Annotated in this window: 20 protein-coding genes; 13 read left to right on the top strand and 7 right to left on the bottom strand. The window is 58.6% G+C overall.

All coding sequences use genetic code 11. From position 1 onward, the window contains the following. Positions 1 to 551: 551 nt before the first annotated feature. The 3 genes from ACMX25_RS12985 to ACMX25_RS12975 all read right to left on the bottom strand — a co-directional run bounded on the left by ACMX25_RS12985 (position 552) and on the right by ACMX25_RS12975 (position 4,359). Complete coding sequence (locus ACMX25_RS12985) at positions 552 to 1,697, bottom strand: substrate-binding domain-containing protein (protein ID WP_414950349.1); 1,146 nt, start codon at positions 1,695 to 1,697, stop codon at positions 552 to 554. Between the two features lie 71 nt (positions 1,698 to 1,768). Continuing rightward, positions 1,769 to 2,770 carry an ABC transporter permease gene (locus ACMX25_RS12980; RefSeq protein ID WP_414950348.1) on the bottom strand — a complete coding sequence of 334 codons (1,002 nt, stop codon included), beginning with the start codon at positions 2,768 to 2,770 and terminating at the stop codon, positions 1,769 to 1,771. Next, on the bottom strand, positions 2,767 to 4,359 hold the full coding sequence (locus ACMX25_RS12975; RefSeq protein WP_414950347.1) for a sugar ABC transporter ATP-binding protein: 1,593 nt from the start codon (positions 4,357 to 4,359) through the stop codon (positions 2,767 to 2,769). The genes ACMX25_RS12980 and ACMX25_RS12975 overlap by 4 nt, the downstream gene beginning before the upstream one ends. 303 nt (positions 4,360 to 4,662) lie before the next feature. On the opposite strand from ACMX25_RS12975, the gene ACMX25_RS12970 reads away from it, so the two are divergent. Both ACMX25_RS12970 and ACMX25_RS12965 read left to right on the top strand, forming a co-directional pair. After that, positions 4,663 to 5,505, top strand: coding sequence for an AraC family transcriptional regulator (locus tag ACMX25_RS12970; RefSeq protein WP_414950346.1), 843 nt, complete (start codon positions 4,663 to 4,665; stop codon positions 5,503 to 5,505). Positions 5,506 to 5,570: 65 nt separating this feature from the next. Then, entirely contained in the window at positions 5,571 to 6,353 is a 783-nt protein-coding gene (locus ACMX25_RS12965) for a methyltransferase domain-containing protein (RefSeq protein WP_414950345.1), read from the top strand. A gap of 59 nt (positions 6,354 to 6,412) precedes the next feature. Here the strand turns inward: ACMX25_RS12965 and ACMX25_RS12960 are convergent, their stop codons facing one another. From ACMX25_RS12960 to ACMX25_RS12945, 4 genes are all read right to left on the bottom strand, one after another. After that, positions 6,413 to 6,790 (bottom strand): copper resistance CopC family protein, encoded by a 378-nt coding sequence (locus ACMX25_RS12960; RefSeq protein WP_414950344.1) that lies wholly within the window; start codon positions 6,788 to 6,790, stop codon positions 6,413 to 6,415. A 2-nt stretch (positions 6,791 to 6,792) separates the two neighbouring features. After that, positions 6,793 to 7,710: a hypothetical protein gene (locus ACMX25_RS12955; RefSeq protein ID WP_414950343.1), complete on the bottom strand. Its 918-nt coding sequence runs from the start codon at positions 7,708 to 7,710 to the stop codon at positions 6,793 to 6,795. A gap of 91 nt (positions 7,711 to 7,801) precedes the next feature. Further along, positions 7,802 to 8,197, bottom strand: coding sequence for a DUF2946 domain-containing protein (locus ACMX25_RS12950; RefSeq protein WP_414950342.1), 396 nt, complete (start codon positions 8,195 to 8,197; stop codon positions 7,802 to 7,804). A gap of 184 nt (positions 8,198 to 8,381) precedes the next feature. Next, positions 8,382 to 9,701 (bottom strand): Nramp family divalent metal transporter, encoded by a 1,320-nt coding sequence (locus tag ACMX25_RS12945; RefSeq protein WP_414950341.1) that lies wholly within the window; start codon positions 9,699 to 9,701, stop codon positions 8,382 to 8,384. A gap of 213 nt (positions 9,702 to 9,914) precedes the next feature. Between ACMX25_RS12945 and ACMX25_RS12940 the strand changes: the two genes are divergently transcribed. The 11 genes from ACMX25_RS12940 to ACMX25_RS12890 all read left to right on the top strand — a co-directional run bounded on the left by ACMX25_RS12940 (position 9,915) and on the right by ACMX25_RS12890 (position 22,847). Then, positions 9,915 to 10,922, top strand: a complete 1,008-nt coding sequence (locus ACMX25_RS12940; protein WP_414950340.1) for a YVTN family beta-propeller repeat protein — start codon at positions 9,915 to 9,917, stop codon at positions 10,920 to 10,922. Between the two features lie 54 nt (positions 10,923 to 10,976). Next, complete coding sequence (locus ACMX25_RS12935) at positions 10,977 to 11,954, top strand: sterol desaturase family protein (protein ID WP_414950339.1); 978 nt, start codon at positions 10,977 to 10,979, stop codon at positions 11,952 to 11,954. Positions 11,955 to 12,425: 471 nt separating this feature from the next. Beyond that, positions 12,426 to 12,521: a potassium-transporting ATPase subunit F gene (locus ACMX25_RS12930; RefSeq protein WP_299717650.1), complete on the top strand. Its 96-nt coding sequence runs from the start codon at positions 12,426 to 12,428 to the stop codon at positions 12,519 to 12,521. Beyond that, complete coding sequence (kdpA, locus tag ACMX25_RS12925; RefSeq protein WP_414950338.1) at positions 12,518 to 14,326, top strand: potassium-transporting ATPase subunit KdpA; 1,809 nt, start codon at positions 12,518 to 12,520, stop codon at positions 14,324 to 14,326. The genes ACMX25_RS12930 and kdpA overlap by 4 nt, the downstream gene beginning before the upstream one ends. Before the next feature lie 129 nt (positions 14,327 to 14,455). Beyond that, entirely contained in the window at positions 14,456 to 16,516 is a 2,061-nt protein-coding gene (gene kdpB / locus ACMX25_RS12920) for a potassium-transporting ATPase subunit KdpB (RefSeq protein WP_414950479.1), read from the top strand. Between the two features lie 78 nt (positions 16,517 to 16,594). Further along, entirely contained in the window at positions 16,595 to 17,176 is a 582-nt protein-coding gene (kdpC, locus tag ACMX25_RS12915) for a potassium-transporting ATPase subunit KdpC (RefSeq protein ID WP_414950337.1), read from the top strand. 1 nt (position 17,177) lies between these two features. Further along, positions 17,178 to 19,970 carry a DUF4118 domain-containing protein gene (locus ACMX25_RS12910; RefSeq protein WP_414950336.1) on the top strand — a complete coding sequence of 931 codons (2,793 nt, stop codon included), beginning with the start codon at positions 17,178 to 17,180 and terminating at the stop codon, positions 19,968 to 19,970. Beyond that, the gene (gene kdpE / locus ACMX25_RS12905) at positions 19,967 to 20,665 is read left to right on the top strand and encodes a two-component system response regulator KdpE (protein WP_414950335.1); all 699 of its coding nucleotides are present in this window, start codon (positions 19,967 to 19,969) and stop codon (positions 20,663 to 20,665) included. The genes ACMX25_RS12910 and kdpE overlap by 4 nt, the downstream gene beginning before the upstream one ends. Before the next feature lie 111 nt (positions 20,666 to 20,776). Further along, entirely contained in the window at positions 20,777 to 21,415 is a 639-nt protein-coding gene (locus ACMX25_RS12900; RefSeq protein ID WP_414950334.1) for a transglycosylase SLT domain-containing protein, read from the top strand. A gap of 109 nt (positions 21,416 to 21,524) precedes the next feature. Next, entirely contained in the window at positions 21,525 to 21,869 is a 345-nt protein-coding gene (locus tag ACMX25_RS12895) for a hypothetical protein (protein ID WP_414950333.1), read from the top strand. Positions 21,870 to 22,196: 327 nt separating this feature from the next. Further along, the gene (locus tag ACMX25_RS12890; protein WP_414950478.1) at positions 22,197 to 22,847 is read left to right on the top strand and encodes a GntR family transcriptional regulator; all 651 of its coding nucleotides are present in this window, start codon (positions 22,197 to 22,199) and stop codon (positions 22,845 to 22,847) included. The last annotated feature ends 46 nt before the right edge of the window (positions 22,848 to 22,893 follow it).

Below are 22,893 nucleotides of genomic sequence, written 5' to 3'. Positions count from 1 at the left end.
AAAGCGCGTGAGGCCGTGCGGGTCTGTGGGGCACGGGTGCTTGCCCGAGAGCGTACGGGGCGAAGCGTTTTACTGTCAGGATTCGCGAGAAGGAGGGGTTCAAACATCCTTCGTTCTGGCGAGCACCGTGCTCTTCGGGTACCAATGAATGAAAACCGCACGCTGTGGACACTTAATTTTTAGAGAGGTGAAAGCGTTTTCTTTGCTTCGTTTCTTTGTCGCTTTGGACAAAGAAATGACGTGCCGCCACGCACAGTGGCTAATAGTGATAAAGAAATAAGCCAACATATAACGCGCGAAGACATGGAAAGCAGCAACCCGGCAATTAATCAGACCGCTGACACCAGAACCTAGCAACTGGGCACTGACTCTGACCGCTAACGCAGAACCCGTGCAACCCGGCAATGAACCAGACCGTTAGCCTCAGAACCCCCCCCCGAGTGCGAACGAACCAGCTGCAAGCGAAACCTCTGGCGAAGCATCCAATCCAAATGCTTCGCCAGCATCACCTAAGAATCACCAAAGCAAAGCAAAGCAAAGCAAAGCGCCGATCAACCACAAGCCGGCTTAGCCTTCGTGCAAGCATCCGCCAACTGCGCCGGAGGATCTTTCTTAAAGACGGTTTTATACGATTCGAGCACGTTCGACTGCACAACCGCCAATGACTGCACGCCAATCCACGCCGGTGGCGTCTGTCCAATGAGCGCCTTCATCATGGCCATTGCCTCAGCCACGCCCTGGTCATAAGGCCGCTGCGAACCCGTTGCCTTCAGCGGTCCACCCTTGGCAATCTCGATAGCGGATTCAAGACCAAGATCGACCGTGGTGACCGGAATGTTCACCCCCTGAGCGCGCATCGATGTCAGCGTGTCCAACGCCGGTTGATCCCACACAGCAAACAATCCCTTGACGTCCGGGTTGCCCGTCAAGAAGTCACCCGCGATCTGCCCAACTTTCGACGGATCAGTGAAGTCCACTTGCTTGATCTTGAGGTCGGGCCGATTCTTCTTCATCCAGTCGTTGACCGCTTTAGTGCGCTCCTTCGTACTGAAGTAATCCACGCCGAAATTGACCAGCCCAATGGTCGATCCTTTGGGCACGCACGACGCAAGAACCTTGGCTGCGATCTGGCCATTGCCTTCGCTGTCAGCTGAGATCATCGACGAATATTGTTCCGGATGCTTCAAGCCCGTCGGGACGTTATCCATGAACACCAGCTTGATGCCGGCCTGCGACACCTTCTTGTAGGTTGCCGCGGTCGCAGTCCCATCGACAGGAATGGAAATGATGCCGTCAGGGTGGCGCTGAATAGTGTTCTCGATATCCGCAATCTGCTTGTCGACCTGATACTCGGCCGACGCCGTGCCAATGACTTCCACGCCGTATTTCTTCAGCGTGTCGGTAATGCCCTGCACCTGCAGTTGCGACCAGTCGAGATTCATGGTCTGCATCGAAATGCCAACCTTGAACTTGCCGGCCTTGATCTTCGCCACGTCAGCATCGCTCAGTTTCACCGTATCCACCGACGCCGCCTTTTCGCCATTCGGTCCTTGCCCGACAATTGTTGACGGTCCTATCGATGCAACCTGTAATCCGGTCACGCATTGCGCGCTGGCATCGAAAGAGGACAGGGCCGCAACGCCTGCCGCTGCCATCATGCCGGCTAAAACCATTCTTGAGCCACGACGATGTTTCATGATTCTCCTCCGTTGGTTTTGATGTACTGCGTCCCCTGCCCACTGCATCGCGAGTGATCGGCATCCCCCCGTCACTTCTTTGTAAAGGCGACCGCCGCGACAATGATCGCCCCCTTAATGACAAGCTGAAGCGAAGAACTGACGCCCAGCAAAACAAGACCGTTGTTGAGTGTTCCGATAATCAGGCTGCCCAGCAACGTGCCAAGTACAAAGCCCCTGCCGCCGAACAGGCTGCAACCGCCCAGCGTCACGGAGGCGATCACATCGAGTTCGAGTCCTTGCACGACATCGGGCCGGGCCGCATGAGATCGCGCGGAGAGAACGAGGGCCGCGAGCCCGGCAAGCGCACCGGTGAGAATGAACGCAAGCGTGGTCACGCGCCTGATGTTGATCCCCGAATAAAGCGCTGCGGTCGGGTTGCCGCCGGCTGCATAGATCTGCCGGCCGAAGACGCTGTAGTGAAGCAGCAAGATGCCGGCAATCACCGCGAGCAAGGTCCAGATGATCGGCACCGGCACGCCGAAGATATCGCCCTCGCCAAAGATCGAGACAAAGGAGTCGTTGGTGATGATGACCGGCCGCGTGGTGGTGACCAGCAGTGCTAGCCCGCGCGCCGCGCTAAGCGTCCCCAGCGTGACGAGGAACGACGGAATGTTCAGGCGCGTGACGACGATCCCGTTGATTGCGCCCACGATTGCACCGGTCCCAATGCCCGCAATCGCGCCGATGATCCAGTTGTCGCCAATGTGCGACATCGCGAGTGCAGCGGACATGCCGGACAGCGCCAGTGCGGACCCGACGGACAAGTCGATTTGCCGCGCGATGATCACGAACGTCATGCCGATTGCGATGATGGAAACAAGCGCGGTCTGGCGGCCGATGTTCAGGAAGTTATCGATGGAAAGAAACCATGGCGACGCGAAACTGAACACCACCAGCAGGATGGCAAACGCGAAATAGAGCGCATAAGGCCGGTCGCCCTGCAAAAGGAGCTTTAACAATTGCCACTTGCGGCTACGTTGCGGTTGGGCGGCTTGCCCGTCGGTCGCGGGCGTCGAGACAGAGTCGTTCATGTTGCGAGCTCGATGGAAGAACGGGAAAGCTGAATCAAATGATGCAGCGCTTCGGCGTTGCCGAGATGCGCACGATCCAGGGTATTGACGATGCGGCCATCGACGACAATCGAGATCCGGTCGCACAGGCGCAGAAGCTCATCGAGATCCGACGACACGACGAGGACACCCGTGCCGGCACGAGCGGCGTCCTGGATCACGCCGTATATTTCCTCGCGCGCACCGACGTCGACGCCGACCGTGGGTTCATCGAGTAAAAGCAGCTTGGGCCGCGGGTTATCCCACTTCGCAAAGACCACTTTCTGCTGATTGCCGCCAGACAGGAACTTGACGTACGTGGATGCTCCGGGTGCTTTGACGGCGAGCTTTTTCATCGAGCTTTGCGCCTGTTGCACGGCGGCCTGGCTCCGCAGCCAACCCCAACGGGAAAAGCGCGGCAAGCGCGGCAAAGTCAGGTTTCGTTCGATGGAATGATCGAGGACGAGCCCCTGCACATGGCGGTCCTCCGGCACGAGCGCAACGCCGAGTTTGATGGCGAGAGCCGGCGTTATTCGTGACATCGCCTGATCGTCGATCACAATGCTGCCGGTATCGACTGACCTGAGTCCGAAGATGGTTTCAAGGATCTCGGTACGGCCGCTGCCGATCAATCCCGCGAGTCCGTGGACTTCGCCCTTGCCGACGACGAGGTCAACGTCGCGAATCCGGTCGTTGCCTACTTTGGACAACGTAAGAACCGGCTGGACGGCTTCGGCGGCATCCGTCTTCTCTTGGATAGGCAGATCGCTTGCCGAGCCCGCAGCGGTCCTTTCCCGCGCATGCAGGGCCGCGTGGCCGGGGCCGATGATTGCCGCCACCAGTTGTTTCATGTCGGTGTCCGCCGTTGGGAACATCCCGACATTCGACCCGTCACGGAACACCGTGACACGCTGGGAAATACGAAACACCTCGTTCAACCGATGCGTGACATAGATGACACCCACGCCGCGGCTGGTCACCGTGCGAATAGCATCGAAGAGAATTTGTTCCTCGCCGCCGGTCAGCGCCGAAGTGGGTTCGTCAAGGATCAGTACGCGTACGTCGCCCATCAGCGCCTTGCAGATCTCCGTCATCTGGCGATAGGCGAAGGGGAGGGAACCCACCGGTGTTCGTGCGTCGAGCGGGATGCCGTGGGTACGCAGAAAGTCGTTGACCATGGTCATGAGCTCGCGTTTTTTCACGAAGCCCAGGCGCGTGCGCGGCTCTCGTCCCAGCATCAGGTTTGCACCGACCGACAAGGACTCGACCAGGCTCAGGTCCTGGTAGACGACGGCCACACCGGCCGCGCGTGATTGCGCCGGGGACTCGAACGCGACTCTCTCGCCAGCGATTTCGATGGACCCTTCATCGTAAGCATGGACACCGCTCAGGATCTTGATCAGCGTTGACTTCCCGGCTCCGTTTTCGCCCAGTAACGCATGGACTTCTCCGGGAAGTACTTCGAGGTTGACCCCGCGAAGCGCTTGCACGCCGCCAAACCGCTTGGTAACACCCGCAACACGGATCAACGGAACCTGAGGCGATGATGCGGCCGCAACCGGCTCACTCATCTCGCTTGTCTCCTTCGTCTGCATGACGAAATTCTTTTATGATTTCTGCGATTTTTTGATGTTTGATCGCAAAACAATGTTGTGATCTTCGCATCACGCAAATGGCGAGTCAATAACATTTACGGGCATTTTTGCCAGTTGAAGGTCGTTTAAATGTGATGATCGTATCTTTCGATGTAACTATTATTTCGTTTCTGGTAAACCCGGCTTGAAATTGATTCCATGTTGTTAGCGGCCGATTATGGTGTTTTGGGGTTAACGCGCTGTTCAGCTTTCCGCTTAACTTGCGATAGTCTTTAGCGCATGAAGATCAATCCAGATCACACCTGCCGGGTTTTCGGTTCGCCTTGGGCGGACGTCTATTGCACAGACATTGATAGCGCTCGCCACTACGGTAAACACTGGCACGCAACATTCGGCCTTGGGCTGTTGGAGAGCGGTGCGCAGAGCTCCGCTAGCGGTCGGGGACAGGTCGAGGCGCGGGCGGGAAATCTGATCACGACCAACCCGGGCGAGGTGCATGACGGGCGCCCGATGGGTGGCGTCTCGCGTCGCTGGCGCATGGTCTATCTGGAGCCGCGCGTGATCGGTTCCATGTTGGGCGATCCTCAATCCTGCGCTGCAACGGATGTCGAACTCGCGCGTCCAGTGATAGCAGATGACCGACTTCGTGCTGCATTGCAGGAATTTTTTCGACGTGTGGAGACCGGCGGCCAGCCGTCGTCCAACACGCACGTCCTTGCGTGCGAGGAATCGTTGGTCGAGACCTGCGGGCTCTTGTTGCACTTTCATTCGACAACGTCGCGTGTTCAGGAAATAGGAGGTGACCTAAGAAGGGTTCGCGAGCGGCTAGGCGATGACCTGCTTAATCCGCCAACGCTTACTGAACTAGCCGCCATGTCCGGCCTGAGTAAATACCAGGTGCTGCGCCGCTTCGAAAAGACTTATGGTCTGCCGCCCCATGCGTGGCTGCTGCAACAGCGCACCGAGCGCGCGCGAGGTCTGATTCGAAATGGACTAAGTCTCGCGCATGCCGCCGCGGCTTGTGGCTTCGCGGATCAAAGCCACATGACGCGGCAATTTATCCGTCATTTTGGATTCACCCCCGGTGCGTGGCAGAAGGTTTCTGTGCGCGCGTTGCAATAACGTTCAAGACGAGCGCCGGCGTAAATCGTGACACTGGACCATCTACTTGAAGGAGGTCCGGTTCCATGGATGCGTATGTACACGGCTATCAACAGAATGAGAACGAGCGCCTGCAAAACCAGGCACGAACGCTCACTGACTTGCTGCACTTCGACACCGTTTATCCCGCCGGTCACACCGTGCTGGAAGCCGGATGCGGCGTCGGTGCGCAGACGGTTACGCTGGCCGCGCGTAGTCCGTCCGCATGCTTTACGTCTATCGATATCAATTCTCAGTCGATCGATGCAGCGCAACAAAAGACGCTTGCAGCTGGATTGACGAACGTCACGTTCCAGCAAGCCGATATCTTTTCCCTGCCGTTCGAGCCCGAGTCTTTCGATCACGTTTTTGTCTGTTTCGTGCTGGAGCATCTCGCGCAGCCGATGGAAGCCCTCACGCGGCTCAAGCGTTTGCTCAAGCCGGGCGGTACCGTCACGGTCATTGAAGGGGATCACGGTTCGACCTATTTTCATCCGGATAGCTTGGCGGCGCGTGCGGCCATCCAGTGTCAGATCACGTTGCAACAGCAAGCGGGTGGGAATGCGCTTATCGGCAGGCAGTTATATCCGCTGATGAGCGCGGCGGGTTTCGATCAGATTAGCGTATCGCCGCGCATGGTCTACGCGGACGCAAGCCGTCCCGATCTGGTGGACGGATTCACGCGGAAGACCTTCACCGCGATGATCGAGGGCGTGCGTGCGTCGGCTATATTGGAAGGCTTGATCACGGCGGAAGATTTCGATCGCGGTATCAAGGATTTGCATCGGACCACGCAAGACGATGGCGTGTTTTGCTACACGTTTTTTTAAGGGAATTGGCGGTCGCGAGTCAAGCGCTTGCGTGACTCGCGACGGCGATCGGTCTTTACCTATTTAACCGTGAAACTGTAGTGCCCCTGGGTCCGATGCCCGTCGTCGGCGACGGCAACCCAGGCGACCGAATAAACCCCTGGCGTTAACGCATTCAGCGCAACAGACATATGTTTCTTGTCTGCCGAATCGACCACTGACTTTGCGCTGGTGACAGGCTTGCCCTGTGCATCGGTCACGGCGATCGAACTGAATGCAGGTTCAAGTCCATCGTCGAACTCGATCGCCACTTCCTTTTGCGAAGTCGACACGGTGGATCCAGCGCCCGGTTCCTGATGTTGCGGATAAGCATGGGCGTGAGCGAGTTGCGCATTCGCAAGCGTGGCGGCAGCGATTAACGTACGCACAGTGGCAGAGTTTAAAAGAGCTTTTTTCATGATCAGAAGAGCGGCTTGCCGACAGAGTTAGGGAAGATATCGTCGAAATACAGATGCGCCTGAAGCAGGATGCCAACGTGGTTGCCCGTCGCGCGATTGACCGGAATCTGCGCTTCGATACCTAGTTGACCATAACGATTGAGCCAGATGAAACCGGGGTTGATCGTCCCGGTCGTATGGCCGGAACACGGACCCGCGGTGCAGGTGTTCATCGGGAACTCAACCACCGGAATGAGATTGGCGATCGGCTGCGGCAAGCCAAGGTCCTTCACCTGCTGCTGCAAATACGGAATGCTGTACTGGATCGTTGTACCCCAGTCGAGCGAGTTCGGCGATGATCGCGAGGTTGTCAGATTAGGTCCGATTTCGCCCGTGATCGCGAATGGCTTCAGGAAGCCGAGGCTCGATGGAAGGTCGCCGAAGCCCTTGCCGAAATACACCGTCGGCGTGATGGTGGAAGACGGATCGCCAATCGCGCGAGCACCCGTGCCGCCCAGTTCCGCGTTCACGCCGATCGATGCCATGAACTCATGGCGAGGGTTGGAGTAAGCCAGATATTTCAGGCCGAGCGTGACGTTGTCAAAGCCCCTCGCGGAGCCGCCGTTGGGTGCGTTCTGCGTGACATAGGCACTCCCCATGCTGAACGCCAGATTCGACGTAATCAGCTTGTCCCATTCGAACGAGGCCGTGTTGACATTCATGTTGTCACCGTCGTCGGTCGGGCTTTTGATGTGGCCGTACTGGAAGTCGAATTCATCGCCTACACCTGGGTCGTCCACGGCCATCGTCGCCGGGAAGACCCGGTCGCCGACCACCGCGTGTGCCGAGACAAGCGTGGATCCTGCAAGGCAGGCGGCGCCGGCCGCCCAAATAAGAGCGGCGCGCGCAGGCGCCGCGTGCCGCTTTAAAAGCGTACGCATCTTGAGTCCTTTGTATTAATCCTGGTGAACGGGCTATTGCTCACGCCGATGTTATCGGCGCGAGCAAGCGAGTCGAAAAGATACGGAAGGGTCAGGAAGCGACGGGCGGCGCGCGCGGCTGGGCGGCAATGAAAAGCGGCAACGCGCGAACGGTAGCGCGTACTACAGGAAGCGGAGCAACGGTCGCCGGCACAGCGGCGACGAAGGCCACTGTCGAACCGGTCAGGATGGGGAAGTGAGCGAGCAGGCCGCAATAACCGCAAGCCTGCCAATGCAGTGCACCGGAGTGCGAGGAGGAGTTGGAGGAATCGTTGGGGGAGTCGTTGGGGGAGTCGTTGTTACCCGCTTCGCTAAAGGCCGGGTCAGCCGAGCAATACGTGCTGAGCGCCTGGCGTAGCCGGTCATGCGAGGCTAGTGCGTGCGAGACCGTCGGCGCGATCGAAGTCATCAGGATTGCAAGCAATCCCAGGATGCTTCCGATCTTCATTAAGCGACGGCGGAACATGCTGTGATCAACACCGGACGGTCGACAATATGGCGCCGATTATGCCACGCGTTAATCCCTTCAAAACGCATTAATCTTCATGCGTCAACAAGCGGCATGAAGCGATCGTTCGTGCGTAATTCACGCAGCGTGCGCTTCATCGAACCTAATGCAAGACGTCAGTCACTCAGACGCCTGGCAAGCCAGGAATCTCGACGCCGAATGCCTGCAACAAGAGGATCACATTGAGCGACAACACCGCGCATGCCGCGACAATCGCTGTGATTTTTATCAGCGTCCGGTTCTTGTATGCACCCATGACATCCTGGCGGCACGTGAACCATACGAGTGCCGCCATGGGGAACGGCAGCGCAAGACTGAGCACGACCTGACTCATGACGAGCGCTTGCGTAGCGTTCACGCCCAGCCAGACCACGACGAAACTCGGCACCATGGTGATCGCGCGGCGCAGCCATAGCGGAATGCGGAAACCGACAAACCCCTGCATGATCATTTGACCGGCCATGGTTCCGACCACCGAACTGGAAATGCCGGACGCGATCAACGAGAGCAGGAAAATGCCCGCAGCCGCAATGCCCAAGAGCGGCGCGAGCGTGTGATAAGCGGTTTCAATTTCGGCCACTTCCGGATGACCGGAGTGAAACGCGCCGGATGCCATGATGACCATTGCCATGTTGATCATGCCGGCAATGGTCAGCGCGATGATCACTTCCAGGTTGGAGAACGTGAGCAACCTTTTGCGTTCGCCCTCGGTCTTGGGGGGATGGCGGCCTTGCGTGAGTCCCGAATGAAGAAAGAGTGCGTGCGGCATGACCGTTGCCCCGACAATGCCCACCGCGATGGTCACGGCTTGCGCATCGGGCAAGTCCGGTTTGAACAGATGCAGCCCGACCTGGCCCCACGCTACCGGCGCAATGAAGAGCTCCGCAAGATAAGACAAGCCGATGATGCCGACCAACGCGCCAATGATCAGTTCCAGGGGCCGGTATCCTGCTTTCTCGAAGAACAGCAAGCCGTACGTCACGATCGCCGTGACGGTCATGCCGATCAACAAAGGCATGTGAAAAAGCAAACTCAGGCCGATCGCACCACCGAGGAATTCGGCAAGGTCGGTGGCCATGGCGGCGACTTCGCTGACTCCCCACATGGCATAAACTAGCGGCTTGGGTAAATGATCCCGGCATAGCTCCGCAAGATTGCGCCCGGTGACAATGCCGAGTTTTGCGGAAAGTGACTGGAATAACATGGCAATGATGTTTGCCAGCAGCACAACCCACAATAATCCGTATCCGTATCGCGCACCGGCTTGAATATTCGTGGCGAAATTACCCGGATCCATATAAGCAACGGAGACCACGATTGCGGGTCCGGCGAATGGCAGAAGCACGGACCAGCCCGTGCGGCGGCCTTCCAGCACATCACGCATGGCGAGAGTTGTACTATCGCTCATCGATCGGCTGGATTCAGGGCGGACGCGGTCATCCATTGCTTGACTCAATACGTTAGAGATAATGGGCCGCTTTATGCGGACCGGATTGCGGTCATCATGGCGGTGTCACGTGCAGTGCATTAATTGCTTTATGCGTTTGTTGCTTGTTTGTCCCCTGGTCCGCGCTTAGTCGGCGGTCAGCGAGCGCGTTAAGCAATCAGAGCACAGTTTTAGCCCTTTTGGGCGTTCTCGTCATCAATTCCTTTCAATATGCTTAGCACTGCAATCAGAAACCTTTCGGTAACGGCAGTCGTTACCTTGCTTTTCCATAACTTCGCGCTAGCGGATACGCCGGCCAGTTCCAAAGTCATCGTGCTTGATTCCGGCGAAGCGCAACTCACGTTAATCGACGAAGCGAACCGCAAGGTGGTGGGAACCGCGCCGACAGGCAAGGAGCCGCATCACCTGATGGTGACGCCAGACGGTAACTCGCTTATCGTGGCCGACTCGGTATCGAATGATCTGATCTTTGTCGATCCGCACAGCGGCAAGGTACAAAAGCGGGTGGAGGGCATAGAAGATCCGTACCAGTTAGGTTTTTCTCCCGATCACAAATGGTTCGTTACTGCTGGCCTGAGACTGGACCGCGTCGATATCTACAAATACGACGGTCACGACCTCACGATCGCCAAGCGTATTCCGCTCGCTAAAACGCCTAGCCACATGACGTTTTCGTCGGATGCGAGCACGGTATTCGTGACGTTACAAGATTCGGGTGAGCTTGCCGCAATCGATCTGGCCACGCAAACGGTCAAGTGGAAAATGCCCGTTGGAAATACGCCGGCAGGTCTATGGATGACGCCGGGTGACCGGGACTTGCTGGTGGGCATGACGGGTGAAGACGATGTCGCCGTTGTCGACTGGCGTAAGCAGCAAGTCGTCAAACGCATTCAGACGGGCAAAGGCGCGCACAACTTCCGTAATCTCGACGACGGCAAACATGTTGCTGTGACGAATCGTGTGGCCAGCACGATCAGCATCCTGGACTACACGACGCTGCAGAAGGTTGGGGATATAAGTGGCTTATTGCCCGGACCCGACGACATGGAATTGTCCGCCGATCGCAAGACGCTTTGGGTGACGTTCCGCTTTGCGCGACACGTTGGTGTGATCGATCTCAACAGCCGCAAGCTGATTGACACCATTGCAGTCGGACGTTCTCCGCATGGACTTTATTTTGCGGACCGGGCGCCTGTGTATGCACCGAATCCGGACTGATCACGCGCAGCGTTTTTATTTGGCCTGATTTATTGGTGGCGCTAAAGGGACCCCATGATTACGGAAATCGTCGCGCAGCTGGACAATGCGGTCTCTACGCTGCAGACGCTCTTATACGTCGACGTGGTCCAGCCGATCTTCTTCAAGGTCGGTTTGATGGGCTACGACGAGGACACCTACGACGCGCTCTATTGGGTGATCGTCGGCGCGCTGGAGATCCTGCTGACATTTGCCATTCTGCGGCCGCTGGAAGCATTGCGGCCGATCGAAACATGGCAGGACAGGAAGGCGGTGCGTGCTGATGTGATCTACACGTGGATCGCCAAGCTGGGCATCATCAATCTCACGTTCTTCTTCCTGTTGCAGCCTTTGTTCAATCATTGGCAAAGCCTGATTGCGATCTACGACATACCGAATGTTGACATCGATAACGTCTGGCCCGGCGTGACCGATCAACCGGTCGTGTCGTTCCTGATCTATCTCGTGATCCTGGATTTTGCCGGCTACTGGTATCACCGTTGGCAACATCGCTTTGGCGTGTGGTGGGAGCTGCACGCGGTTCATCACAGTCAACAGCAGATGTCGCTGTGGGCGGACGACCGCAATCATTTCCTCGATGACATCATCCAGGCAGCATTCTTCGCCGCTATTTCGCTTTTTATCGGCGTGCAGCCATCGCAGTTTGTAGTACTGGTCGCGGTTGGCAATGTGCTGCAAAGTATTCAGCATGTGAATGCGCACCTGCCGGTCGTACCGTACCTTGATCGCTTACTCGTGAGTCCTACGTTTCATCGGCGGCATCACGCGATTGGTTACGGTCATGAAGGCACGCGTTATGGATGCAACTTCGGTGTTTTGTTTCCGTGGTGGGATGTGTTGTTCAAGACAGCGGCGTGGAATCGTTCGACTGAGCCCACTGGGATTCGCGACCAGTTGCCCGCGCCGGAAGGTTTGGGACGCAACTATGGGCATGGCGTGTTGGCGCAGCAGTGGCACGCGTTTGGGCGAATTGCGCGGCGGCTGCGCCCGTAGTACGGGGTCTGGTTGAATGTACGGGTTGGGCGTTGGGTGGGGTCAATGCCGGGTTGCTAGGTTCTGGCGTTAGCGGTCTGAGTCATTGCCGGGTTGCTGCTTTCCAGGCATTCGCGGGTTATACGTTAGCTAATTTCTTTAGTAGAGCGAAAAAGTACAGCCAACATATAACCCGCGAAGACCTTGAAAGCAGCACCCCGGCATAGACCCCGACCGCTAACACCAGCAGCTACCCCGCCCATCCCATCCCCCGACATCCCCTTCGCGTTTTTACACTTTCTTTATATCCCCGGCGGTTCTCTTTTCCAGTCGTTTACGCCCGATCAACTAACCTTCAGCACGTCCAAATCCGCTACGGGAGATCAAAACAATGGACCTGCTATATATCGCCGGCATCATCGCCTTCTGGGCAGTGTGCGCGGCCCTGATCATCGGTTGCGACAAACTGCGTCGCGCTCCGGGAGGTCGTCCATGACCACCTGGATGCTGTTCCTGGCAGGTGCTTCGACTCTGCTCTTGTTCGTGTACCTCGTGTACGCACTATTGCGTGCGGAGGATCTGGAATGAACGCCAATACCGTATTTCAAACAGGCCTTTTTATCGTCGTGCTGATCGCGCTCGCGATTCCGCTCGGCCGGTATATGGCCTCCGTGCTCGATGGTTCATCTGTCGTTGTTCGACGCGTCGGCCGGCCAATAGAAACACTGCTGTACAAGCTCGCAGGCGTCGACGACAAGTCGGAAATGTCGTGGAAGCACTATGCATTCGCTGTGCTCGCCTTCAACGCACTCGGCGTGCTCGTCGTGTTCGGCTTCATGCGCTTGCAGCACTGGCTGCCGTCCAATCCGCAAGGCTTTGGTCCGATGACACCGGACGGCGCGTTCAACACCGCGGTCAGCTTCGTGACCAACACGAACTGGCAAGACTACACACCCGAATCGACCGCGAGCTACCTGTCGCAAATGGTCGGCCTGACGGTGCAGAACTTCTTGTCGGCTGCGACCGGCATTGCGGTTGTTGTTGCGCTGATTCGGGGCTTCGCACGTCACACCGCCACGACCATCGGCAACTTCTGGGTCGACCTGACGCGCATCACGCTGTACATCCTTGCGCCGCTGGCAACGGTCATTGCGCTCGTGTTCGTGAGTCAGGGCGTGATCCAGAACTTCGAGTCGTACCAGGATGTCGCCACGCTTCAGACGACGACCTACCAGACGCCGAAGACCGACGCGCAGGGTAATGCCGTCAAGGACGCCAAGGGCAATCCGGTGATGGTGGACAACAAGGTCGAGAAGCAGACGATCGCGATGGGCCCGGTTGCCTCGCAAGAAGCGATCAAGATGCTCGGCACGAATGGCGGCGGCTTCTTTAACGCCAACTCCGCGCATCCGTTCGAAAACCCGACACCGTTCTCCAACTTCGTCCAGATGCTCTCGATGCTGACCATTCCGGCGGCGTTGTGCGTGGTGTTCGGACGCATGGTGGGCGACAAGCGGCAGGGTTACGCAATCCTCGCTGCAATGACGATCGCGTTTGCCATTGCATGCTGGGGTGAAATCTCATTCGAGCAGGCCGGCAATCCGCTGTTCGCGTCGCTTCATGTGGACCAAAGCGCTTCCGCGATGCAGTCAGGCGGGAACACCGAGGGCAAGGAAACACGCTTTGGTATAGCGCAGTCGGGCATCTTCACGGTCGCCACTACGGCTGCGTCGTGCGGTGCTGTGAACAACGCACATGACTCGCTGACACCCATGGGCGGCTTCGTACCACTGTTGCTGATCCAGCTGGGTGAGGTGATCTTCGGCGGTGTGGGTTCGGGCTTATACGGGATGCTGGTCTTCGCCATGCTCGCGGTGTTCGTGGCCGGCCTGATGATCGGTCGCACGCCTGAATATATTGGCAAGAAGATCGAGTCGTACGAGATGAAGATGGTGGCTATTGTCGTGTTGCTGACACCGTTCCTGGTGCTGCTTGGTGCGTCGATCGGCGTGCTGACGGCCGCGGGCACAGCGGGCATATCCAACCCCGGGCCGCACGGTTTCTCCGAGATTCTTTACGCGTATAGCTCGGCGGCCAACAACAACGGCAGCGCCTTTGCGGGTCTCACGGTCAGCACGCCGTTCTACAACATCTCGACCGGCATTGCCATGTGGTTCGGCCGCTTCGGTTCGATCATCCCAGTGCTGGCTATCGCCGGTGCGCTTGCCGCTAAAAAGCGCATTGCGACAACCGCAGGCAGCTTGCCGACACATGGTCCGTTGTTTGTCGTGTTGTTGCTCGGCACAGTCGTGCTAGTCGGTGCACTGACCTACGTTCCCGCGCTTGCGCTGGGTCCCGTGGTCGAGCATCTGATGATGCTCTCGGGCAAATAAGCGGTCACTGATACAGAGGAAAGTATGAACACAATTGTCAAACCGCCAGTGAAGACACCGAACAAGGCGCCGGAGAAAACACCGGAGCCGGGTAGCTCAGGCGGCAACTCTCGCTCGGCAGCACGTTCGATGTTCGACCCCGCCATCGTCATGCCGGCGATCGCGGATTCGTTCAGGAAGCTGGGGCCGCGTACGCAGTTGCGTAACCCGGTGATGTTCTGCGTGTACATCGGCAGTATCCTGACCACGGTGTTGTGGGTCGCGGCTCTCCTGGGCCAGGCTGAAGCACCGGCAGGATTTATCCTCGCGGTCTCGCTGTGGCTGTGGTTCACGGTGCTGTTCGCGAACTTCGCCGAAGCACTGGCCGAGGGCCGTTCGAAAGCACAGGCGGCGTCGCTGCGCAGCGCCAAGCGCGACGTGATGGCGAAGAAGCTGGAGTCGGCAAATCCGAAGTCGTCGTTGCGCATTACGACGGCAACGGAATTGCGCAAGGGCGATATCGTGCTGATCGAAACGGGTGATGTCATCCCGGCGGACGGCGAAGTAATCGACGGCGTGGCTTCAGTCGATGAGTCCGCGATCACGGGCGAATCCGCGCCGGTGATCCGCGAATCGGGCGGCGACTTTACGGCGGTGACGGGCGGTACTCGCGTGCTGTCGGACTGGATCGTGGTGCGCGTGACGGTCAATCCGGGCGAGGCATTCCTCGACCGCATGATCGCGATGGTAGAAGGCGCCAAGCGTCAAAAAACGCCTAACGAAATCGCGTTGACCATCTTGCTCGTGGCACTGAGCCTGGTGCTGTTGTTCGCAACCGCCACGCTGCTGCCGTTCTCGATGTTCTCGGTCAGCGCAGTAAAGGCCGGACACGTGGTGACGATTACCGCGCTGGCCGCGTTGCTGGTCTGCCTGATCCCGACGACCATCGGCGGACTGTTGTCTGCCATCGGTGTGGCCGGTATGAGCCGCATGATGCAGGCAAACGTGATCGCGACTTCCGGCCGCGCAGTGGAAGCCGCGGGTGACGTCGACGTGCTGTTGCTCGACAAGACCGGCACGATCACGCTGGGCAACCGTCAGGCATCCAGCTTCGTGCCGGCTCCGGGTCTCTCGGAGCAGGACTTGGCCGACGCGGCGCAACTGTCGTCGCTGGCTGACGAAACGCCTGAAGGACGCAGTATTGTCGTGCTCGCCAAGCAGCGCTTCAACATTCGTCAACGCGAGATGGCAACGCTCCACGCAACGTTCCTGGGCTTCACCGCACAGACGCGCATGAGCGGTGTCGACTTGCCGGATCGCGAGATTCGCAAGGGCGCGGCCGATGCGGTCAAGTCCTACGTTGAACGTCACGGCGGACGTTATCCGCAGGAAGTGTCGAATGCGGTGGATGAAATAGCACGTCGCGGCAGCACGCCGTTGGTCGTCGCTGACCGGCGCGAAGAAGAAGGTGCACGCGTCCTGGGCGTGATCGAACTGAAGGACATCGTCAAGGGCGGCATCAAGGAGCGCTTTGCCGAGCTGCGCAAGATGGGTATCAAGACCGTGATGGTGACGGGCGATAACCGTCTGACGGCTGCAGCGATTGCGGCTGAAGCGGGTGTTGACGACTTCCTCGCGGAAGCCACGCCTGAAGCGAAGCTGGCGACCATTCGTGGATATCAGGCGGAAGGGCGGCTGGTGGCGATGACCGGCGACGGCACCAACGACGCACCGGCGCTCGCGCAGGCCGACGTTGCCGTGGCAATGAACACCGGCACGCAGGCGGCGAAGGAAGCCGGCAACATGGTCGACCTCGATTCGAATCCAACCAAGCTGATCGAGATTGTCGAGATCGGCAAGCAGATGCTGATGACGCGCGGCTCGCTGACGACGTTCTCTATTGCCAACGACGTAGCCAAGTACTTCGCCATCATCCCGGCCGCGTTTGCATCGACGTACCCGCAATTGCGCGTGCTCGACGTCATGCACCTGACGTCACCGTCGTCCGCCATCTTGTCCGCTGTGATCTTTAACGCGCTGATTATCGTGTTCCTGATCCCGCTGGCGTTGAAGGGCGTGAAGTACCGGCCGCTGGGTGCTGCTGCACTGTTGCGCCGCAATCTGCTGGTGTACGGCCTCGGTGGGATCTTGCTGCCGTTCCCGTTCATCAAGATCATTGACATGATTTTGACGGCGTGCGGCTGGGCCTGATCGTGATGCAGGTGTGCGCGAATCTGGCGCACGCCTGCCTTTATCGGTCTCCTAACAATCTAACTGGATTGAATCATCATGAAAAATATCCTTCGACCCGTGCTCGTTTTGTTCGCGGCATTGACCGTCGTGACGGGGCTGGTCTATCCGGTCGTGGTCACCGCGGTCTCCCACGCCGCCTTTGCAAGTCAGGCAAATGGCAGCCTGATCGAGAGGAACGGCAAGCTGGTCGGCTCGGCCCTGCTGGGCCAGCAATTCGATGCACCCAACTATTTCTGGGGCCGTCTGTCGGCCACATCGCCGAACCCGTATAACCCGCAAGGTTCGAGTGCGTCGAACCTTGGACCAACGAACCCGGCACTGGCCGACGAAGTGAAAGGACGCATCAGCGCGTTGCACGATGCGGACCCGACGAACACGGCGCCTATTCCCGTTGACCTCGTGACATCGTCGGGTAGTGGCCTCGATCCCGAGATCAGCCCGGCAGCCGCCGCGTATCAGATCGATCGTGTTGCCAAGGCACGCAAGCTGTCGCACAACGATGTCGACGCACTGGTTCAGCGTGCGACTAGCGGCCGTCAGTTCGGCATTCTTGGCGAGGCACGCGTGAACGTGCTGAAGCTGAACCTGGCGCTTGACGAAATGAAGCCCGCAAGCTGATATGGACCGGCCCGATCCCGACGAGCTGCTCGACAAGATCCAGCGTGACGAAGAGAAAAAGCAGCGTGGCAGGCTGAAGATTTTCTTCGGTGCATCGGCTGGTGTCGGGAAGACTTATGCCATGTTGCAGGCCGGCCACCGTCGCCGTGAGGAAGGGGTCGATACGGTCGTCGGGATTGTCGAGACCCACGGCCGCAAGGAGACGCTTGCGCTGGTGGAGGGGCTGGATGCCGTACCGCTGACGCTGTACGAATATCGCGGCCGCAAGCTGCCAGAATTCGATCTTGACGCAGCGCTTGCACGCAAGCCGCAACTGATTCTCGTCGATGAACTCGCGCATTCGAACGTGCAGGGCGCGCGACATCTTAAACGGTGGCAGGACGTGTACGAGTTGCTCGACGCCGGTATCGATGTCTACACCACCGTCAACGTCCAGCATCTTGAGAGCCTGAACGATATCGTCGGGCAGATCACGGGCATTCGCGTATGGGAAACCGTGCCGGACCGCGTGTTCGATCTCGCCGATGAAGTCACGCTCGTGGACCTGCCAGCCGAAGAGTTGCTCGACCGGTTGAGGGACGGAAAAGTCTATATGCCGCAGCAAGCGGCAAACGCGGTGAAGAATTTTTTCCGCAAGGGCAACCTGATCGCGTTGCGCGAACTGGCGCTGCGTCGGACCGCTGACCGCGTGGACGCGCAGATGCGTGAGTATCGCGCCGATCAATCCATTAGCCGGATCTGGCAGGCCCGTGAGCGGCTGATTGCTTGCATCGGGCCCGGGCCTGAGAGCGCGACGCTGGTGCGCTCGGCCGCGCGTCTTGCGGCTAGCCTCAAGGCGGACTGGCTCGCGGTTTATGTCGAGACACCGAAGCTGCAGCGGCTGCCTGACGTATGGCGCAAACGCACGCTCGATGCCCTCAAGCTCGCGTCCGAACTAGGCGCGGAGACCGTGACCCTTGACGGCGCCGACGCGGCCGCCACGCTGGTCGCGTACGCGCGCATGCGCAATGTATCCAAGATCGTGGCCGGGGCGTCGGACGCACCGGGCTGGCGGCGTATCTTCGATCGACCCGTTGCCGAAGCGCTGGTGGATCATGCACACGATATTGATGTGACGCTGGTCGGCGTAAAAGCGGCCAAGGAAAGCCGCGAGCGCGATGCAAGTAACCCGGTGTTTGCCGCTGTCCGTAGCGAAGCCCGCTCCTCGCCGAATGCCTATTTTTACGCGGCCGCAATTGGCGTTGCGATTACGGCATTGGCGAGCTTGCTGTCGCGCCATATCGACCTCACGAACCTCGTGATGTTGTATTTGCTCGGCGTCGTGTTTGCCGCGGTCCGGCTCGGACGCGGCCCCGGCGTACTGCTTTCGTTTGTGAGCGTCGCTGCGTTTGATTTTTTCTTTGTACCACCACAGCTTTCCTTCTCCGTTTCAGATACGCAGTACCTGCTTACCTTTTTCGTGATGCTGCTGACCTCACTCACGATCAGTCACCTGACTTCGAATCTTCGACGTCAGGCGCGGGTAGCATCGTTGCGTGAGCGCCGCACGGGCGCCATGTACGCGATGACGCGTGAACTGGGCGGCGCGTTGATGACTGAACAGATCATCGAAATTGGGACCCGCCATGTGGGGGAAATATTTCAGGCGAAGGTCGCTATTTTGCTGCCCGATAGTGCGGAAAAGGTTCGCCAGAAAGTCGATGATCCTAATCCGCAATTCACGCTAGATGCCGTTGATCTCGATCTTGATATCGGCCAGTGGGTTTATGACCAACAAAAACCTGCGGGACGCGGCACGGACACGCTGCCGGCCAGCAATGCGTTGTATCTGCCGCTCAAGGCGCCAATGCGCACACGCGGGGTCTTGGCGCTTATCACCGCCCATGCAGCCGAGCTTGCGGTACCTGAACAACAACGCATGATCGATACGTTCGCTTCTCAGATCGCGCTCGCGTTAGAACGTGTGCACTACGTTGAGATCGCGCAGGATGCGCTGGTCAACATGGAATCGGAGCGCATGCGCAACTCCTTGCTGTCGGCTATTTCGCACGACTTGCGCACGCCGTTGACGTCGATCGTCGGATTCGCTTCTGTGCTTGAGCAGCAGCAGCGCGTTCACAACGGCTCGGCTGACAGCGCCCGTGAACTCGTTCATGCAATTCACGAGGAAGCACTGCGCATGAGCGGGCTCGTGACGAATCTGCTCGACATGGCCCGTCTCCAGGCGGGCAGCATCCGCTTGAACCGGCAGTGGTTGATGCTGGAAGAGGTGGTGGGCGCGGCGCTCGCTGTATGCCGCCGCACGCTCGCCGGACACCCGGTGCAGGTCCGCGTCCCAGCGGACCTGCCGCTGATACAACTGGACGCAGTACTAATGGAACGGCTGCTCGCCAACCTGTTTGAGAACGCAGCGAAATACACGCCGCGCGATTCGTCGCTATCTATTCACGCAGCGGTTGAACAGCAGTCGGGCGAGCGCTACGTGAGAGTCTGCGTCGACGATAACGGCCCAGGTCTTGCGCCGGGCATACAACAAACGCTCTTCGATAAATTCACGCGTGGAGAAAGGGAATCTGCCAAGCCGGGGATCGGTCTGGGCCTCGCAATTTGCCGGGCGATTGTCGAGGCGCATGGCGGAAAGATCGGCGCCGAGAACAGGTTGGATGGTGAAGGGAAAGTGTTGGGCGCGAGGTTCTGGTTCACATTGCCGGCCGATCAAACGCCGCCCTTCGAGGCGCTTCCTGAGGAAGGTGGCGAAGGACCGGACTCCGCCGTGCATCCGGATACTCCATGAGCGAGCCTACGTTGACCATTGTCGTCATAGAAGACGACAAGCAGATTCGCCGTTTCGTAAGAAGTACGCTTGAAGCACAGGGCATGACCGTGTTCGAAGCTGAAACGGGACAGCAGGGTTTGCGTGAAGCGGCGTTTCGGTTGCCGGATCTTATCGTCATTGATCTTGGCTTGCCGGACACGGACGGAATCGATGTGATTCGTGAACTGCGCACCTGGACCGAACAACCATTGATCGTGCTCTCGGCACGCACTCACGAAGACGCGAAGGTGGCTGCACTCGATGCGGGAGCGGACGACTATCTGACCAAGCCCTTTGGTGTGTCGGAGTTGCTCGCGCGAATTCGTGCGCAGCTAAGACGGCGTAACCGAGGCGGTCAGCAGGAGACGCCGCAGGTCAGGTTTGGGTTGGTGTCGGTGGATCTGTCGGAGAGGCGTGTTACGCGTGACGGCGACCTGATCCATCTCACACCGATCGAATACCGGCTGCTGACTACGCTGGTACGTCATGCCGGTCGAGTGATCACGCATCAGCAATTGCTGCGCGAAGTCTGGGGCCCCGCTTATGTGGAGAACCAGCATTATCTGCGTGTCTATATGGGACATCTTCGCCACAAGCTGGAGATTGATCCGGCGCAGCCGGTGCATATTGTGACGGAGACCGGCGTGGGTTACAGGCTTGTGGGTGCGCAGTAGGCGTTGAGATCCCGCGTCTTGATGCGTTCTTGATACGGTTCAGTCCTCTTTCGTCCCGGTCGATATGCTGGACGGCGTAGCCTTCTCGAACGCAAACGAGAAGGGACCGTGATGCATGAGAATCATTCGAAAGAACCAAGACGATCGCGCGCGAAACTTGCCCTCTGCGCGTTTTTGTTCGTGACCGCAAGCGCGGTATACGCAGCCGATGCAACCGACGCAGCCAATGACCGCTTAGTGCCGGACGGGCAAATATCGGCAGGCGTTGAAGTCTCGCCCAGCGACTCACTGCAGGTTGCAAACGTAGCCGCGATGTTATGGCGGCAGTTCCGGGTAGCCCGGCATGAGGGCACGTTGATTGCACAAGCGGTGATCAGCGCGGCGAACGAATATGCAGTGTCTCCCGTGCTCTTGCTCGCGATCATTGCAACCGAGTCAGGATTCGACCGGCAAGCCGTTAGCGTCGCCGGCGCGCAGGGGCTGATGCAGATCCTTCCGACCGCTCATCCGCAGGTATTTGCATCGGGTAACGACCTGACCGAGCCCGCTGAAAATGTGCGGATAGGTTCATCGATCCTGCGTGAGTATCTCGACGCGTCGAACGGCGACCTGGACGTCGCCCTCAAGCGATACAGCGGCGGTGGCAAGGGATATGCCCAACGCGTGGCGTTTCGCATGAGGCGATTCTCGGCCAGCTTGCAGACACCGCCGGACAATACAGCCAAGCTCGCGCTTGCAAGATCGCCTTGACACAATTTTTACACGGCATGCCCGAAACTCTGCTTAGGTTTAACACTGGACCTGCTGTAATCAAGCGACGAACTAACAATTTTCAGCGCCCAATAAAGAGTACCCAATCGTGTTAAAGCTTCATACAGCCATGCGGATCCGGGGCATAGCGAAGGTGGTGTGCGTCGCTATCGTGGCGAACCAGGTGCTGACTCTGGCATTCGCGTACGCGGTGCAGCAACTGGACCCGACTGCGCCAACTATCTTCACGACCATTTTTAGTTTCCTGACGTGTGGTCTCGTCAGCGTATGGTTGCAGTCAGACGCAAGACGCGCGTATTTGCTGGCGCGCGAGAAGGGCTGTATCACACCCGTGGACAAGACCAACCCGGCACTCAAGATCGCGCCCGATTGCCCGAAGTTGTGGCTGGTTGTTCTGCATATCGAAATGAATCCGGCTGCGGTGGGGCTTTAAGCAGCCGGACTGATTGAACTTGCACTGAGCGCATGCAAATCATTCGCGTGACGACCTCGATCGAACGCGGACCGTCGCGTGCGAGTTGTCGCGACGCATCATAGGCGGTCGTCGACTCCCAACATCCTTGGCTAACCAGTTTGGCCCAAGCGCCCACCAAAGTCGCGTTTTCCCCTACGTCTTGAAGGTTGACTAAGAAGCCCAACAGCACCAAACTTCTTCTCAAGGTGTGATCACAGGTCACATATCTCGTAAGGAGATGCTTAATTGACAACACGTGAAACGAGCGCGGACGCGCTGCCGCTCGAGCTGGTGGCGCGCGAGACCATGGCGGGCCGCGTCTACGCCCAGTTGCGCGAGGCGATCATGACAGGGCGGTTTGCTCCCGGTCAGGCGTTGAGCTTGCGCGGGGTGGCCGAGGCAGTCGGGTCATCGACCATGCCGGTGCGCGCGGCGCTCACACGGCTACAAGCCGAAGGCGCGTTGATCGACGGTCCAGGCCGCGCGCTGATGGTGCCGCCCATGACGCTCGACCTGCTCGAAGAACTGCGCGACGTACGGATTGCGCTGGAAGGCTGCGTCGCGAAGCGGGCGGCATCGCGCATGACCAAGGACCATTTGAACGCGCTGCAAGCCGTGTTCGACACCATGGATGCGCACGTCGAAGCCGGCGATGTACCTGCCTACTTGCGCAGCAATTTCGAATTCCACATAGCAATCTATACGCATGGCGCAAGCGACCTGACGCTCGCGACGATCCAGAATCTCTGGATGCGTATTGGCCCGTTCCTGAACCTCGTGGCGCCCGATATCCCGCACATGAGGTTGTCCATGGCGGCGCACCGCAAGATTGTCGATGCCCTCTGGAAGGGCGACGGAGAAGGCGCGCGGGCGGGCATCGAGGAAGATATCGGCGGCGCGGCCGCAGATTTGCGGGAACGCTTGCAGAGCAGGGAAGCAGCGCGGGCCGCCGGTTGAATGGGCCTGTGACCTCGGCCAAAAAGCCGGGCCAAAAATAACGAGG

The organism is Caballeronia eucalypticola, from assembly GCF_047608185.1.
In the GTDB taxonomy this organism is placed as follows: domain Bacteria; phylum Pseudomonadota; class Gammaproteobacteria; order Burkholderiales; family Burkholderiaceae; genus Caballeronia.
This window is presented reverse-complemented; position numbering and strand designations above follow the sequence as displayed.